This is a genomic window from Arthrobacter sp. LjRoot14, from assembly GCF_964253905.1.
In the GTDB taxonomy this organism is placed as follows: Bacteria; Actinomycetota; Actinomycetes; order Actinomycetales; family Micrococcaceae; genus Arthrobacter.
This window is the reverse complement of the sequence record NZ_CAXURL020000001.1, coordinates 2,448,059-2,463,063: the sequence shown is the minus strand read 5'-3', so window position 1 is coordinate 2,463,063 and position 15,005 is coordinate 2,448,059. Positions and strand designations below refer to the sequence as shown.

Below are 15,005 nucleotides of genomic sequence, written 5' to 3'. Positions count from 1 at the left end.
CCACCATGAGCACACTCAGCTACGACGCCACCGGCGCAGCCCGTGAGGCACTTGAGCAGCACCTCCCCGCGCTGCTGGAAGACCGCATCGCCACCAGGATTTTCGCGAAGGACCACACCTTGTGGGGGCCCGACGCCGAACAGGAATCCGCTATCCGGCTGGGCTGGGTCGAGGCGGCCACCGTCTCGCAGCCGCTGGTCAGCGACATCCTGGAACTCCGCGACGCACTGAAGGCCGAGGGCGTCACGCGCATTGTCCTCTGCGGCATGGGCGGATCCTCGCTTGCGCCCGAGGTCATTGCGGGCACCGCTGGCGTCGAGCTGACTGTGCTTGACAGCACCGACCCCGAACAGGTCAGTGCTGCTTTGGTGGACCGCCTTGCCGAAACCGCCATTGTCGTTTCGTCCAAGTCCGGCTCCACCGTCGAAACGGATTCCCAGCGGAGGATCTTCGAGCAGGCCTTCACCGATGCCGGAGTTGACGCGAAGAGCCGCATCGTCATCGTCACCGACCCGGGTTCGCCGCTGGACAAGGCATCACGGGAGGCCGGCTACCGCGCAGTCTTCAACGCCGACCCCAACGTCGGCGGACGCTTCTCGGCACTGACCGCCTTCGGACTGGTCCCCTGCGGGCTGGCCGGCGTGGACATCCAGGCGTTCCTGGACGAGGCCGAAGAGGCAGCAGAGATCCTTAACGAGGACGCCCCCGAGAACATCGGCCTCGCCCTGGGCACCGCGCTGGGCGGCACCAACCCGCTGCGGAACAAGATCGTCATTGCGGAGGACGGATCCGGCATCGTCGGTTTCGCCGACTGGGCCGAACAGCTCATCGCCGAATCCACCGGCAAGCTCGGCACCGGAGTTCTGCCGGTCGTCGCCGGTCCGTCAGCACCGGAGGTCACCTCCGGCGCTGCCGACGTCCTGGTGGTGCGTCTGGTAGCTGCCGACGCCGACGACGTCCGGCTCGGTGATAACGAGGTTGCCATTGCCGGCGGCCTGGCGACGCAGATGATGGTGTGGGAATTTGCCACCGCCGTCGCGGGACGCCTGCTGGGCATCAACCCGTTTGACCAGCCCGACGTCGAAGCCGCCAAGGTGGCCGCACGCGGCCTGCTGGACGCTCAGCCGGAACCGACCCCGGCCAACTTCGTCGACGGCGCCGTAGAGGTCCGCGGCGGCGACTGGCTGGGAGATGCCTCGACGGCGTCTGCCGCAGTGTCCGCGCTGCTCGCCCAGCTCGCTGACGACAGCTACCTCAGCGTCCAGGCCTACTTCGACCGGCTGGCGTATGCCCCGGTCGAAGGTGTCCGTGACCAGCTCGCAGCAGTCAGCGGACGTCCTGTGACGTTCGGCTGGGGTCCGCGCTTCCTGCACTCCACCGGCCAGTTCCACAAGGGCGGACCCGCCATCGGTGTGTTCCTGCAGGTCACTGCCGAGTCCGCAACGGACCTGTCCATCCCGGAGCGGCCGTTCACGTTCGGTGAGCTGATCTCGGCCCAGGCCGCCGGCGACGCCCAGGTTCTCAGCGACCACGGCCGTCCGGTCCTCCGCCTGCACCTCACAGACCGCGCCGCCGGCGTCAAGCAGCTGCAGGATATTGTTTCAGAGCTTGCCGGCCAGGCAGCATCCCACACTGAAAGCTAAGGCACCGAACCAACCATGCCAGAAACTGAAAACGGCAGCAGGAAGTCAGCAGGGCGGGGACGCAACCCGTTGCGGGATCCCCGGGACCGCCGGCTGAACCGCATCGCCGGTCCCTCCTCGCTGGTCCTCTTCGGAGTGACCGGCGACCTTGCCCGCAAGAAGCTCATGCCTGCCGTCTACGACCTGGCCAACCGCGGCCTGCTGCCGCCGAGCTTCGCCCTGGTGGGCTTCGCCCGGCGGCAGTGGGAAAACGAGGATTTTGCCGCCGAGGTCAAGGAGTCCGTCAAGGCCTACGCACGTACGCCGTTTGATGAGGCTGTGTGGAACCAGCTCTCCGAGGGCATCCGCTTTGTCCAGGGAGAGTTCGACGACGACGAAGCCTTTGAGCGGCTCGGCGACACGATCGACGAGCTGGACGAGCAGCGCGGAACGCGCGGCAACCACGCGTTTTACCTGTCGATTCCGCCGAAAGCGTTTGAACAGGTCTGCCGGCAGCTGTCGAAGCACGGCCTGGCCCAGGCTGAGGGTGACAAGTGGCGCCGTGTGGTCATTGAGAAGCCGTTCGGGCACGACCTCGAGTCCGCCCGGCAGCTCAACGACATCGTGGAGTCTGTCTTCCCGCCCGACGCGGTCTTCCGGATCGACCACTACCTGGGCAAGGAAACAGTCCAGAACATCCTGGCTCTGCGTTTTGCGAACCAGCTGTTCGAACCGCTCTGGAACGCGAACTATGTTGACCACGTCCAGATCACCATGGCCGAGGACATCGGTACCGGCGGCCGGGCAGGCTACTACGACGGCGTGGGCGCGGCCCGCGACGTCATCCAGAACCACCTGCTCCAGCTCCTGGCGCTGACGGCCATGGAGGAACCCATTTCCTTCAACGCCGATGACCTTCGTGCCGAGAAGGAAAAGGTCCTGGCAGCGGTCAAGCTCCCGGAGGACCTGTCGACGCACTCGGCGCGCGGTCAGTTCGCCGGCGGCTGGCAGGGCGGCGAGCAGGTCCTTGGCTACCTGGAGGAGGAAGGCATCCCTGCCGACTCCACCACGGAAACCTACGCCGCCATCCGGGTGGACATCCACACGCGCCGCTGGGCCGGTGTGCCGTTCTACCTCCGTGCCGGAAAGCGGCTGGGACGCCGGGTGACGGAAATCGCCGTCGTCTTCAAGCGCGCCCCCAACCTGCTGTTCCGCGATCACGGCGAGGACGACTTCGGCCAGAACGCCGTGGTGATCCGTGTGCAGCCTGACGAGGGCGCCACGATCCGGTTCGGTTCGAAGGTTCCTGGGACGCAGATGGAAGTCCGCGACGTCACGATGGACTTCGGCTACGGGCATTCGTTTACCGAGTCCAGCCCCGAAGCGTACGAACGGCTCATCCTGGACGTCCTGCTGGGCGAACCGCCGCTGTTCCCGCGTCACCAGGAAGTGGAACTGTCCTGGAAGATTCTGGATCCCTTTGAAGAATACTGGGCCGGCCTGGGCGAACAGCCTGAGCCCTATGCCCCCGGAAGCTGGGGCCCCGCCTCGGCCGATGAGCTGCTTGCCCGCGACGGACGAACCTGGAGAAGGCCATGATCGTAGATCTTCCCGACACAACAACCTCCGCCATCTCCAAGAAGATCATGTCCCTGCGCGAGCAGGGCGGCGTGATCGCGCTCGGCCGGGTGCTCACCCTTGTGGTGGTCACCAAGTCCGGGCTGGAGGAGGAGGCTATTGAAGCGGCCAACGAAGCCAGCCGGGAACACCCCTGCCGGATCATCGTCCTTGCCGATGCCGGAGCCAACTCCCCCACCCGGCTGGACGCCCAGATCCGCGTGGGCGGCGACGCCGGCGCGTCCGAAGTGATCGTGCTCCGCGGGTACGGCGAGCTTGCCGAGGAAAGTGAATCCCTCGTTGCCGCCCTCCTGCTCCCCGATGCTCCGATCGTGGCCTGGTGGCCGCACGGTGCGCCCAAGAGCGCCTGTGAGACGTCCATCGGGCGGATAGCGCACCGCCGCATCACCGACTCCGCCAATGAGGAGGACCCGCAGAAGGCACTGGACAACATCCGGAACACGTACAAGGCCGGCGACACCGACCTCGCCTGGACCCGCCTCACCAACTGGCGGATCCAGCTGGCCGCTGTCCTGGACCAGGTCGACTCTTCGCCCGTCACGGCCGTCGCCGTGGAAGGCGCCTCGGACTCCCCCAGCACCCTCCTTCTTGCAGCCTGGCTGACACTGGCCCTCGACGCCCCGGTGACCATCGTGGCAGACCCCGCCGGGACCGGCATCCGGCGCGTCCGGCTGAGCCGCGCCAGCGGCGACGTCCAGCTGTTCCGCCCGGGATTGTCCGTGGCTGAACTGACGCAGCCGGGCCAGCCCGCACAGCGCATCTCGCTGCCGCGCCGCAGCCTCAGGGACTGCCTCGCCGAAGAACTGCGGCGGCTGGATCCCGACGAAGTCTTCGGTGAAGTGATTACTATTGGACTGCCCCGTACAAATCTAAGGAGTGTCCGTCCCAGTGAGCGCTGATCCCAGAGTAAGCATCCACCCTGACTCATCCGTATTGATGGCTGCCATCGCGGCCCGGCTCATTACCAAACTCGTGGACGTCCAAGACAAACACGGTGAGGCAACGGTGGTGCTCACGGGTGGCACTGTGGGCATCGGAACCCTCAGGGCGGTTGCTGACTCGGCGGCCTCTCCGGCAGTGAACTGGTCCAAGGTCAACTTCTGGTGGGGCGACGAACGCTTTGTCGGCAGCTCAGACAGCGACCGCAACACCCTCCAGGCGCACGAGGCGCTGCTCTCGCACATCCCCGTGGACCCGGAACGGGTGCATGAACCCGGCTCCACGGACCATTTCGACAGTCCGGAAGATGCCGCTGCTGACTACGCGCGGCGGCTTGCCGAGGCAGCCGCGGCGGAGCATGCAGCGGACATGTCCGATGACCGTCCCGAGAACCCGGGGACGCTTCCCCGCTTCGACGTGGTCCTCCTTGGCGTAGGCCCGGATGCCCATGTGGCCTCGCTCTTCCCCGAACAGGCAGGCATCAGGGAGAAGGAGCTCACGGTTGTGGGCGTCCGGAATTCCCCGAAACCGCCGCCCGAACGCATTTCGCTGACGTTGCCGGCGATCAACACGGCGAGTGAAGTGTGGATGGTCGTTGCGGGCGAGGATAAGGCAGGTGCCGTGGGCCTTGCCCTGGCAGGCGCAAACCCCGTACAGGTCCCCGCGGCGGGACCTACCGGCCGCTCACGGACGCTGTGGCTGATCGATGAGAATGCCGCGTCACGGGTTCCCGAGCAGCTAGTCCGAAAAGGTCCCGCGGGCTCGTAGCCGCTCCAGCGCTCCGGCCAGTACGTCTTCGGCGTCCTGGCTGGAGCGTCGCTCTTTAACGTACTCAAGGTGGCTTTTATAGCCTTCGTCGGAATGGTGCGGCAGCTCGACGCGGGCCTCGTCCCGTGACGCAGTGCCGCCGCAGCGGCGGCAGTCCCAGACCACGGGGATCTGGTCTTCCGGGAGCTTAATGAAAACAGGCCGCGTCTCGTGTCCTTTGGCGCACCAATAGGAAACACGAATACGCGGCAAGCGTTCACCGACTACGTCGTTTGGCTGAATTTTCGGGGCTGACCCTTCGGCCACCCCCACACGGGTTCCCCGGAACCCAGAAGCAGCATGCACCATCGGGAACTCCTGGCTACTCGACTGACCGGTTGTTGGAAGCCAACAGCCACAGTTTAGTGCGGAGTTCCCGACGGCGGCAGGGCCGTTAGTACCGGGCGTGTCAATTCCGGGAAGACTCCCGGCCGGTGTTGTTCAGGCGGACTGCTAGGAGTCGCCGCCTCCGGAGAAGCGCATCAGAAGGCCAAGGGCGATGATGACGACGCCCCAGGTGACGCCGAGGATGACCGTGAACCTGTTGAGGTTGCGTTCCGCCACGCCGGACGAGCTGAGGCCGGAGCTCATGCCTCCGCCGAACATGTCCGACAGACCGCCGCCCCGTCCCTTGTGGAGCAGGATGAGCAGCGTCAGCAGGAGGCTGGTGATGCCCAGGAGGATCTGCAGAATGACATGAAGAACGTCCACGACGGCCTTTCAGAAGTTGATGATTGCGGGGGTCAAGGCTGTGTCCGGACTAATCCGTCAGCAGGTGACTCTCGAACCTGACAATATTAGCAAACTCGGCGGGATCGAGGCTGGCGCCGCCTACCAACACGCCGTCGACGTCGCGTTCGTTCAGGATGGCGGCCGCATTGTTGGCCTTGACCGAACCGCCGTAAAGCAGGCGGACCTTCGCGGCAACCTCGTCACCGAACAGGGTGGTGAGCTCGGCGCGGATGGCGGCGCACATTTCCTGTGCATCCTCCGGTCCTGCCACTTCACCGGTGCCGATGGCCCAGACGGGCTCGTAGGCGACCACGAGCTCGGCCGCTTCGTCGGCGCTGAGGCCTTCGACGTTGGCACGGAGCTGGTCGAGCGTGTGCTGGACGTGCGTGCCGGCCTGCCGGATCTCGAGGCCTTCGCCGACGCAGAGCACCGGGGTGACTCCGTGGCGGTAAGCGGCCTTCACTTTAGCGTTGAGGACCTCGTCGGTCTCGTTGTGGATGGTGCGCCGTTCGCTGTGGCCGACCAGGACGTACTTGCAGCCCAGCTTGTTCAGGAACTGGCCGGAGATGTCACCGGTGTAGGCACCGGAATCGAACTGCGAAAGGTCCTGGCCGCCGTAGACGACTTCCAGTTCGTCGCCCTGGACGAGGGTCTGGACGCCGCGAAGGTCGGTGAAAGGCGGGAAGACAGCTACCTCGGCGCGGCTGTAATCGTGCTTGGCATCGGACAGGGTCCAAGCGAGTTTCTGCAGCAGCGTGATGCCCTGGACGTGGTCCATGTTCATCTTCCAGTTGCCGGCAATCAGGGGCGTGCGGTCGAACTTGCCATTCGTTGACGTAGTCACGTGTTCTCCAAAAAGTGCGTGTGATATGAACAGCCGGCAGGGCCCCGACTTTTCAGTGCGGTGCCCTGCCGGCCGGAGGATCTAGCGGTCCAGAACGCTGAGGCCCGGCAGTTCCTTGCCTTCAAGGTACTCCAGGCTGGCGCCGCCACCCGTGGAGATGTGGCCGAACTGGTCGTCGGCGAAGCCCAGGGTGCGGACGGCAGCTGCGGAGTCTCCGCCGCCGACCACGGTGAACGCATCCGCTTCGGTGAGGGCCTGCGCGATGGCACGGGTGCCGCCGGCAAAGGCGTCGAACTCAAAGACGCCCATGGGGCCGTTCCAGAACACCGTCTTGGCGCCCTTGATGCGGGCGGCGAACGCAGCCGCCGATTCGGGTCCGATGTCCAGCCCGATGCCCTGCGCGCCGAAGCTGCTGCCTTCGATGGCGTCGGCGCTGACCGTCTCGTGGTCAGCGTCAGCAGCGAACTTGGCCGCGACCACAACGTCCGTGGGCACAACGAACTCAGTGCCTGCGTCCGCCGCGCGCTTCAGGTAGTCCTGGACCACGGGGATCTGGTCTTCCTCGAGCAGGCTGCCGGCAACCTTGTGGCCGGCCGCTGCCAGGAACGTGAACAGCATGCCGCCGCCCACCAGGATGGTGTCGGCCTTGCCAATCAGGTTGTCGATGACCGCGAGCTTGTCCGAAACCTTGGAGCCGCCGAGCACCACCACATAAGGCCGTTGGGTCTCCGTGGTGAGCTTGCGGAGCACCTCCACTTCGGTGTGCACAAGGTCGCCCTGGTACGACGGCAGCCGGGTGGCGACGTCGTACACGCTGGCGTGCTTGCGGTGGACGGCGCCGAAGGCGTCATCCACGAAGGCGCCGTTCCCGCCCGTCAGCGACACCAGTTCGTCCGCGAAGGCGCCGCGCTCGGCGTCGTCCTTGCTGGTCTCACGGGCATCGAAACGAACGTTTTCAAGGACCAGGACTTCGCCGTCCTGCAACGCAGCGGCATGCTCCTTTGCCGAGGCACCGACGGTGTCTCCGGCCAGGGTGACCTTGAAAGGAGCCAGCTCGGCCAGCCGCGTTACGGCAGTCTTGAGGGAGTATTTTTCCTCCGGGGCGCCCTTGGGTCGTCCGAGGTGGGCTGTGACCAGCACGCGGGCACCGGCGTCCGTGAGCTTCGTCAGTACTGGCAGGGACGCTTTAATGCGGCCGTCGTCAGTCACGTCAGAGCCGTCGAGCGGCACATTCAGGTCACTTCTGACCAGAATGTACCGCCCGCGGACACCATCAGCGATCAGTTCGTTGAGGGTGTGGAATGTCATGTGTCTAACCCTAGCCCAGCTTGGATGCGACGAGCTCCGTGAGGTCGACCAGGCGGTTCGAGTAGCCCCATTCGTTGTCATACCAGGAAACAACCTTGACCTGGTTGCCGATGACCTTCGTCAGGCCGGAGTCGAAGATCGACGAGGCCGGGTCGCCCACGATGTCGGAAGAGACGATCGGCTCATCCGTGTAGGTCAGGAAGCCCTGGAGCGCCTCAGACTCGGACGCCTTCTTGAGCGCTGCGTTGACTTCCTCAACGGTGGTCTCGCGGGAAACGGTGACCGTGAGGTCGGTTGCGGAGCCGGTGGGGACGGGGACGCGGATGGCGTAACCGTCCAGCTTGCCCTTGAGTTCCGGAAGCACCAGGCCGATGGCCTTGGCCGCACCGGTGGAGGTGGGGACCATGTTGATGGCGGCGGCGCGGGCACGGCGGAGGTCGCTGTGCGGGCCGTCCTGCAGGTTCTGGTCGGCCGTGTAGGCGTGGACCGTCGTCATGAGGCCGCGCTCGATGCCGAACTCGTCGTTGACGACCTTGGCCAGCGGGCCGAGGCAGTTGGTGGTGCAGGATGCGTTGGAGATGATGTGGTGCTTGGCGTTGTCGTACAGCTCGTGGTTGACGCCCATCACGATGGTGATGTCCTCGTCCGAGGCCGGGGCGGAGATCAGGACCTTCTTGGCGCCGGCGTCGATGTGCTTCTTGGCAGCAGCGGCCTTGGTGAAGAAGCCGGTGGACTCGATGACGATGTCAACGCCCAGCTCTCCCCAGGGGAGGTTCGCGGGGTCGCGCTCGGCGAGAACCTTTACGACATTGCCGTTGACGACGATGTTGCCGTCCTTGACCTCGATGGTCTCCTTGAGGCGGCCGCCTACGGAGTCGTACTTGAAGAGGTGGGCCAGCGCTTCGGGGCTGGTGAGGTCGTTGACTGCAACGATCTCGAGGTCAGCACCCTGTGCCAGTGCAGCACGGAAGTAATTGCGGCCAATGCGGCCAAAGCCGTTGATACCAATACGGGTCGTCACTTTTTCAGTCTCCTTGGTGCTTGTTGAAGCACAACTAGTTGAGCGGGCGTTCAAGCCAACTAACAGATCCCGCACGCCATTGGGCAGAGATGATTACCAGATCGGAGGGCGACCAGCCACATTGCTGAAGGCTAACCGCCTTCCGTGATCCATCTTACGTTTAAGAAGGTCCGCCCCCGCAAGTGCGGGGGCGGACCGTCCACGATTCGGCCCGAAACGGACTAAATGTGAAGTTTGTTACAGGGTGATGTCTTGCCCGTCACACCTGAACGGCGTTACAGGGTAATGAGGCCCGTGGCGTTCTTGCGTGCACCGTCGAAGCGCTTGGCGACGTCGGCCCAGTTCACGATGTTCCAGAAAGCCTTGACGTAGTCAGCCTTGACGTTGACGTAGTCCAGGTAGAAGGCGTGCTCCCACATGTCGAGCATGAGCAGCGGCGTGGTGCCGAGTGCAACGTTGCCCTGCTGATCGTAGAGCTGCTCGATGACCAGGTTTCCGCCGATGGGCTCGTAGGCCAGGAATCCCCAGCCGGAACCCTGCAGGCCCAGCGCGGCAGCGGTGAACTGCGCACGGAAGGCGTCGAAGGAACCAAAAGCGTCATCGATGGCTGCGGCCAGCTCACCTTCGGGCTTGTCGCCGCCGTCCGGGGACAGGTTGTTCCAGAACACGGAGTGGTTGACGTGGCCGCCGGTGTGGAACGCCAGGTCCTTCGAAAGCCGGTTGATGTTGGCGAAGTCGCCCTTTTCGCGTGCCTCAGCCAGCTGGGCCAGCGCGTTGTTGGCACCGGTCACGTAGGCAGCGTGGTGCTTGCTGTGGTGCAGCTCCATGATGCGTGCGGAGATGTGGGGCTCCAGCGCTGCGTAGTCGTAGCTGAGTTCAGGCAGTACGTACTCGGTCACAAAATCCTCCAATGTCGTGGACAGGTTGTCCGGTTTGGTAACTCTCGGATTGTGCATCCGGATGACAGGTCACCCGGAAATCTATAGGGACGGAATCCAGGCGGAGCGGTGGCTCCCTTGGGGCACAACCTCCGGCCGCCGCGAGGTATTTCCGTTACCCGGTCTCGATTCTAGGGGCGCCGTTACTCGTCCAGCATTTCCGGCGTCACATTGGCCTCGGTCCCGGGGATCCCCAGGTCCAGCGCGCGTTTGTCCGCCATCGCCAGGAGCCTGCGGATCCTGCCGGCGATCGCATCCTTGGTCATGGGCGGATCGGCCAGCCGGCCAAGTTCGTCCAGGCTCGCCTGCTTGTGGGCAACGCGGAGTTCACCCGCATACTTCAGGTGGTCCGGGACGTCGTCGCCGAGGATCTCCAGTGCGCGGTCCACCCGGGCGCCGGCGGCAACTGCTGCCTGGGCCGAACGGCGCAGGTTGGCGTCGTCGAAGTTGGCCAGCCTGTTGGCCGTCGCCCGCACCTCCTTGCGCATGCGGCGTTCTTCCCAGACCATCAGCGCGTCATGGGCACCCATCCGGGTGAGCAGTGCGGCGATCGTGTCGCCGTCGCGGATGACCACCCGGTCCACTCCCCTGACTTCGCGGGCCTTGGCCTGGATGCCGAGGCGGCGGGCCGCGCCCACCAGCGCCAGGGCCGACTCGGGCCCCGGACAGGTCACTTCCATGGCGGAGGACCGGCCCGGCTCCGTCAGCGATCCGTGGGCAAGGAAGGCGCCGCGCCACACGGCTTCGGCGTCGGCGGCGGAACCGTTGACCACTGCCGACGGCAGGCCCCGGACAGGGCGGCCGCGCGCGTCCAGCAGCCCGGTCTGGCGGGCAAGGGCTTCGCCGTCGCGCACCACCCGCACCACATACCGGTTTCCGCGGCGAAGCCCGCCGCCGGAGACAACGATGATCTCGCTTTGGTGGCCGTATACCTCGGCGATCGCGGCCCTGAGGCGGCGTGCCGTGGACGCGAGGTCAACCTCGGCCTCAATCACGATGCGGCCGGAGATGATGTGCAGTCCGCCGGCAAATCGCAGCATCGCCGAGACTTCTGCCTTGCGGACCGAGGACTTCTTAATGTCCAGGCGGGACAGTTCTTCTTTGACTGATGATGTCAGTGCCATGGCACCTTCCTAACTGTTCCCGAAAATATCGTGGTACGCCGTTGCCAGACGCAGTGGGTCGTGGATCGGACGGCGGCTCGACGCCCCTACTTTACCCAAGACCACCTCGGCACCGAGCATCCCTGCGGCCCGCTTGAACTCCTCGACGTCCGGCACGGACACAGGGTCAGCAAGCACGACGTCGATACTGAAGTCTGGAGCGTAGCTGCGCAGCACATGCAGGTGGTCGGCAGCGGACATCCCGGAGGTTTCCTTGGTGTCCGTTGCCAGGTTCATGGTGAGGCACCGTTTGGCGGGGGTGTCGGAGAGAGCCTGCCGCATTTCGGGCAGCAGGAGGTGCGGCAGGACGGAGGTGTACCAGGACCCCGGGCCGAGGATGACCCAGTCGGCCAGTTCGATGGCCGTCAGGGCTTCGACGCATGCACGTGCCGACTCCGGCAGGAGCCGGACGCTTTCCAGCGAACCTGCCACGGCGCACTTGGCCTGCCCCCTGACCGTCTCCAGGGTGTACGTGCCGTCGGGGCCGGGTACCCGGACGTCACCCTCGATCGTCAGTGCCTCGCCGGACATGGGCAGGACCTGTCCGCGTGCGCCGAGCAGGGCGCCGGCCCATTTCAGGCCGCCCACGGTGTCTCCCAGCAGTTCCCAGAGGGTGACGATGAGCAGGTTGCCCATGGCGTGGTCATCGAGCGAGCCGCCGCGGCCCGCGCCCGGCTTGAACCGGTGCTGCATGACGTCCCGCCAGGTCCGCCCCCAGTCGGTGTCGTCACAAAGGGCCGTGAGGGCCATCCGCAGGTCGCCGGGCGGCAGGACGCCGTACTCCTCGCGGAGCCGGCCGGAGGATCCGCCGTCGTCCGCTACGGTGACGATCGCCGTCAGTTCGGAGGTCAGCAGCCGAAGGGCCGACAGCGAGGCGGAGAGCCCGTGGCCTCCGCCGAGGGCGACGACGGACGGACCTTTGTCCAGTTGCCCGCCGCCGGTGCCGGCTGCCGGCGGAACCAGGGGCAGGGGCCCGGTAAGCAGTCCCATTACTCGCGGCCCAGGTCCCGATGGGTGGTGGTCACCGTGACTCGGGGATACTGCGCCAGCTTCTTGGAGAGTTCCATGGCGACGGCCACCGAGCGGTGCTTGCCGCCGGTACAGCCCACGGCAATGGTGGCGTAGTGCTTGTTTTCGCGGCGGTACCCGTCCAGGACCGGCTCAATGGCCAGCACGTAGCGGTCCACGAAGCTCTTGACGCCTTCGGCCTCCAGTACGTAATCGCTCACGTCCTTGTCCAGGCCGGTGTGCGGACGAAGCTGCGGGACCCAGTGCGGATTCGGGATGAAGCGGGCATCGACCACAAAGTTCGCGTCCACCGGCAGCCCGTACTTGAAGCCGAAGCTCATGACGTTCAGCCGCAGGGCGACGGGACCGGTTTCACTGAAGAGCTCGGTGATGGCGGTGGCAAGGGCGTGGACGTTGAACTCTGACGTGTCCAGCACGATGTCCGCGGAATCCCGGAGTTCATGCAGCAAATCCCGCTCCGAGGCGATGCCGTCGAGGATCCGCCCGCCTTCCTGGAGCGGATGCGGACGGCGGCCCTGCTCGAAGCGGCGCACCAGGACGTCGTCGTTGGCGTCCAGGAACAGGACACGGAACGTGACGCCGCTGGCCTCGAGGGTTTTCAACGCCGCCCGGATGTCGGCGAAGAGAGCCGTGCTGCGCACATCGACCACCACGGCGAGCTTGGGTATGGACTGCGGGGCGTGGGACACAAGTTCGGCCAGGGTGCCGAGCATCTGCGGCGGAAGGTTCTCAACGACATACCAGCCGTGGTCCTCAAGGGCGTCCGCAGCGGTACTGCGCCCCGCCCCGGACATACCCGTCACCACGAGCAGTTCCGCTTCAACGGGCCTGACGGGCGTCATGCCGTCCTGTTCCGCTTCGGATCCTGCCGTTGACTCTGCCATGAGTAAAGCCCCATTCCTGCTATGTAATTCGACGCAACCGCGCGTTCCGCTTCAGGTCCTTACCCTAGCTAAGTTTCAATGATTTCGCCGGTCGTCATATTGATTGACGGCGCTTCCGCATCGGAGGCCGCGGCGCCGTTGCTGAAATGACTGACGATTGCGTCTGCAAGCGACGGGCCGATGCCCTTGGCCGTCGCTAGTTCGGCCGCGCTGGCGGTCCGGATGCTCCTAACCGAGCCGAACTGCGCAAGCAGCGCTTTGCGCTTGGCCTCGCCCAGGCCGGGAACGCTGTCCAGGGCGGAGACCGTCATGGCCTTTCCGCGCTTCTGCCGGTGGAAGGTGATGGCGAAACGGTGGGCTTCGTCGCGGATGCGCTGGAGCAGGTAGAGGCCCTCGGACGTCCGCGGCAGGATCACCGGAAAGTCGCTGTCCGGCAGCCAGACCTCTTCGAGGCGCTTGGCCAGGCCAACGACATAGACATCATCAATCCCGAGTTCCGCCAGGGCGCGCGCAGCCGCGTTCACCTGGGGCTTTCCGCCGTCCACCACTACGAGGTTGGGCGGGTAGGCGAACTTTGCGCGCGGCGCGGGCGTGGTGGTGTCCTGCATGGAGGCCACCGCCATGGCCTCGAGCGCTGCCTGATGTCCGGGAAGCTGAGCCGCTTCCGCCTGGGAGGCCTTCTCCTGCAGATAATTCCGGAAGCGGCGGGTGAGGACATCATGCATGGCAGCTGTGTCGTCCACGGCCGCGGCGCCGGTGATGGAGAACTTGCGGTAGTCGGACTTTTTCGGAAGACCGTCTTCCACCACCACCATGGACGCCACCACATTCGTGCCCTGCACGTGGGAAATGTCGAAGCACTCGATACGGAGCAGCGCGACAGGCAGGTCCAGGGCCTCCTGGAGCTCCTGCAGCGCGAGGGACCGGTTAGTCAGGTCCCCGGCGCGCCGCGATTTGTGCAGCTTGAGTGCGTGCTCGGCATTTTCCCGGACCGTGGACATAAGTGCTGCCTTGTCCCCGCGGCGCGGCACCCGGATGTCCACTTTCGCACCCCGCAGGCCGGCAAGCCACTGGGCAAGCTCGGCAGCGTTGCTCGGCTCCTCGGGGACCAGGACCTCGCGGGGCAGCCGCCCCTGCGTTTCGCCTTCCTCGCCATAGACCTGCTGGAGCAGGTGCTCCACAAGGTCCGGCGTGGTGAAGTCCTCGACCTTTTCCACCACCCAGCCGCGCTGGCCGCGGACCCGGCCGCCACGGACATGGAAGACCTGGACGGCGGCCTCCAGCTCATCCTCATGCAGCGCGAAAACGTCCGCGTCGGTGTCTTCCGCCAGCACCACGGCGTTGCGTTCGAAGACTTTTCGCAGCGCAATGATGTCATCCCGGACGCGGGCGGCCCGCTCGTAGTCGAGCTCGGCAACTGCCGCGGCCATATCCTTTTCCAGCCGTCCGATGAAGCGCTTGGCTTCACCGCCCATGAAGGAACAGAAGTCCTCCGCCAGCGCCCGGTGCTCCTCCGGCGTGACCCGGCCGACGCACGGTGCGGCGCATTTGTCGATGTAGCCAAGCAGGCAGGGCCGTCCGCTGGCCTGCGCCCGCTTCAGGACCCCCGGGCTGCAGCTTCGGACGGGGAAGACGCGCAACAGCGTGTCCATCGTTTCGCGGATGGCCCCGGCTGTGTACGGGCCGAAGTAGCGGGTGCCTTTGCGGCGTTCGCCGCGGAGCACCTGGACACGCGGAAACTTCTCCCCCATAGTGACGGCCAGGTAGGGATAGGTCTTGTCGTCGCGGAAGACGACGTTGAACCGCGGCTTGAACTCCTTGATCCAGGTGTATTCCAGCTGCAGCGACTCCAGTTCGCTTCCGACGACGGTCCACTCCACGCTGCTGGCGGCGTGGACCATGGCGTAGGTCTTGGGCAGCAGCCCGCCGGGATTGGCGAAGTACGAATTCAGGCGGGACCGCAGGCTTTTTGCCTTGCCGACGTAGATGACGCGGCCGTGCGGGTCCCGGAAACGGTACACGCCGGGGTTGGTTGGAATCTCACCCGTTTGGGGTCGGTAACTAGCTGGATCTGCCACGA

General features: G+C 65.5%; 14 protein-coding genes. 4 read left to right on the top strand and 10 right to left on the bottom strand.

Translation table 11 applies throughout. The features are described from left to right. Positions 1-5 precede the first annotated feature (5 nt). Genes ACSQ12_RS10940 through pgl form a run of 4 tightly spaced genes read left to right on the top strand, consistent with a single transcriptional unit; the run spans position 6 to position 4,967 of the window. Positions 6-1,643 (top strand): glucose-6-phosphate isomerase, encoded by a 1,638-nt coding sequence (locus ACSQ12_RS10940; RefSeq protein WP_436065422.1) that lies wholly within the window; start codon positions 6-8, stop codon positions 1,641-1,643. Between the two features lie 15 nt (positions 1,644-1,658). Next, positions 1,659-3,221 (top strand): glucose-6-phosphate dehydrogenase, encoded by a 1,563-nt coding sequence (gene zwf / locus ACSQ12_RS10935; RefSeq protein ID WP_209744813.1) that lies wholly within the window; start codon positions 1,659-1,661, stop codon positions 3,219-3,221. After that, a complete protein-coding gene (locus ACSQ12_RS10930) occupies positions 3,218-4,159 on the top strand; it encodes a glucose-6-phosphate dehydrogenase assembly protein OpcA (protein ID WP_209744816.1) in 942 nt (313 codons plus the stop codon). Before zwf ends, ACSQ12_RS10930 begins: the two co-directional genes overlap by 4 nt. Next, on the top strand, positions 4,149-4,967 hold the full coding sequence (pgl, locus tag ACSQ12_RS10925; RefSeq protein ID WP_436065421.1) for a 6-phosphogluconolactonase: 819 nt from the start codon (positions 4,149-4,151) through the stop codon (positions 4,965-4,967). The genes ACSQ12_RS10930 and pgl overlap by 11 nt, the downstream gene beginning before the upstream one ends. Here pgl and ACSQ12_RS10920 read toward each other — a convergent pair. The 10 genes from ACSQ12_RS10920 to uvrC form a co-directional block, all read right to left on the bottom strand. Continuing rightward, entirely contained in the window at positions 4,938-5,315 is a 378-nt protein-coding gene (locus ACSQ12_RS10920; RefSeq protein ID WP_436065420.1) for an RNA polymerase-binding protein RbpA, read from the bottom strand. The genes pgl and ACSQ12_RS10920 overlap by 30 nt on opposite strands. A gap of 144 nt (positions 5,316-5,459) precedes the next feature. Continuing rightward, the gene (secG, locus tag ACSQ12_RS10915) at positions 5,460-5,717 is read right to left on the bottom strand and encodes a preprotein translocase subunit SecG (RefSeq protein WP_011691936.1); all 258 of its coding nucleotides are present in this window, start codon (positions 5,715-5,717) and stop codon (positions 5,460-5,462) included. A 49-nt stretch (positions 5,718-5,766) separates the two neighbouring features. Next, a complete protein-coding gene (gene tpiA, locus ACSQ12_RS10910; RefSeq protein ID WP_209744826.1) occupies positions 5,767-6,582 on the bottom strand; it encodes a triose-phosphate isomerase in 816 nt (271 codons plus the stop codon). Positions 6,583-6,663: 81 nt separating this feature from the next. Further along, positions 6,664-7,890: a phosphoglycerate kinase gene (locus ACSQ12_RS10905; protein WP_436065419.1), complete on the bottom strand. Its 1,227-nt coding sequence runs from the start codon at positions 7,888-7,890 to the stop codon at positions 6,664-6,666. 10 nt (positions 7,891-7,900) lie between these two features. After that, the gene (gap, locus tag ACSQ12_RS10900) at positions 7,901-8,911 is read right to left on the bottom strand and encodes a type I glyceraldehyde-3-phosphate dehydrogenase (protein ID WP_209744831.1); all 1,011 of its coding nucleotides are present in this window, start codon (positions 8,909-8,911) and stop codon (positions 7,901-7,903) included. Positions 8,912-9,186: 275 nt separating this feature from the next. Beyond that, complete coding sequence (locus ACSQ12_RS10895; RefSeq protein ID WP_043430683.1) at positions 9,187-9,810, bottom strand: superoxide dismutase; 624 nt, start codon at positions 9,808-9,810, stop codon at positions 9,187-9,189. Between the two features lie 182 nt (positions 9,811-9,992). Then, positions 9,993-10,973, bottom strand: a complete 981-nt coding sequence (gene whiA, locus ACSQ12_RS10890; RefSeq protein ID WP_011691931.1) for a DNA-binding protein WhiA — start codon at positions 10,971-10,973, stop codon at positions 9,993-9,995. 9 nt (positions 10,974-10,982) lie between these two features. Beyond that, positions 10,983-12,002 carry a gluconeogenesis factor YvcK family protein gene (locus ACSQ12_RS10885; RefSeq protein WP_436065418.1) on the bottom strand — a complete coding sequence of 340 codons (1,020 nt, stop codon included), beginning with the start codon at positions 12,000-12,002 and terminating at the stop codon, positions 10,983-10,985. Then, positions 12,002-12,925 (bottom strand): RNase adapter RapZ, encoded by a 924-nt coding sequence (rapZ, locus tag ACSQ12_RS10880; protein ID WP_011691929.1) that lies wholly within the window; start codon positions 12,923-12,925, stop codon positions 12,002-12,004. Before rapZ ends, ACSQ12_RS10885 begins: the two co-directional genes overlap by 1 nt. A gap of 68 nt (positions 12,926-12,993) precedes the next feature. Next, positions 12,994-15,003 carry an excinuclease ABC subunit UvrC gene (gene uvrC / locus ACSQ12_RS10875; protein ID WP_436065417.1) on the bottom strand — a complete coding sequence of 670 codons (2,010 nt, stop codon included), beginning with the start codon at positions 15,001-15,003 and terminating at the stop codon, positions 12,994-12,996. Positions 15,004-15,005 lie beyond the last annotated feature (2 nt).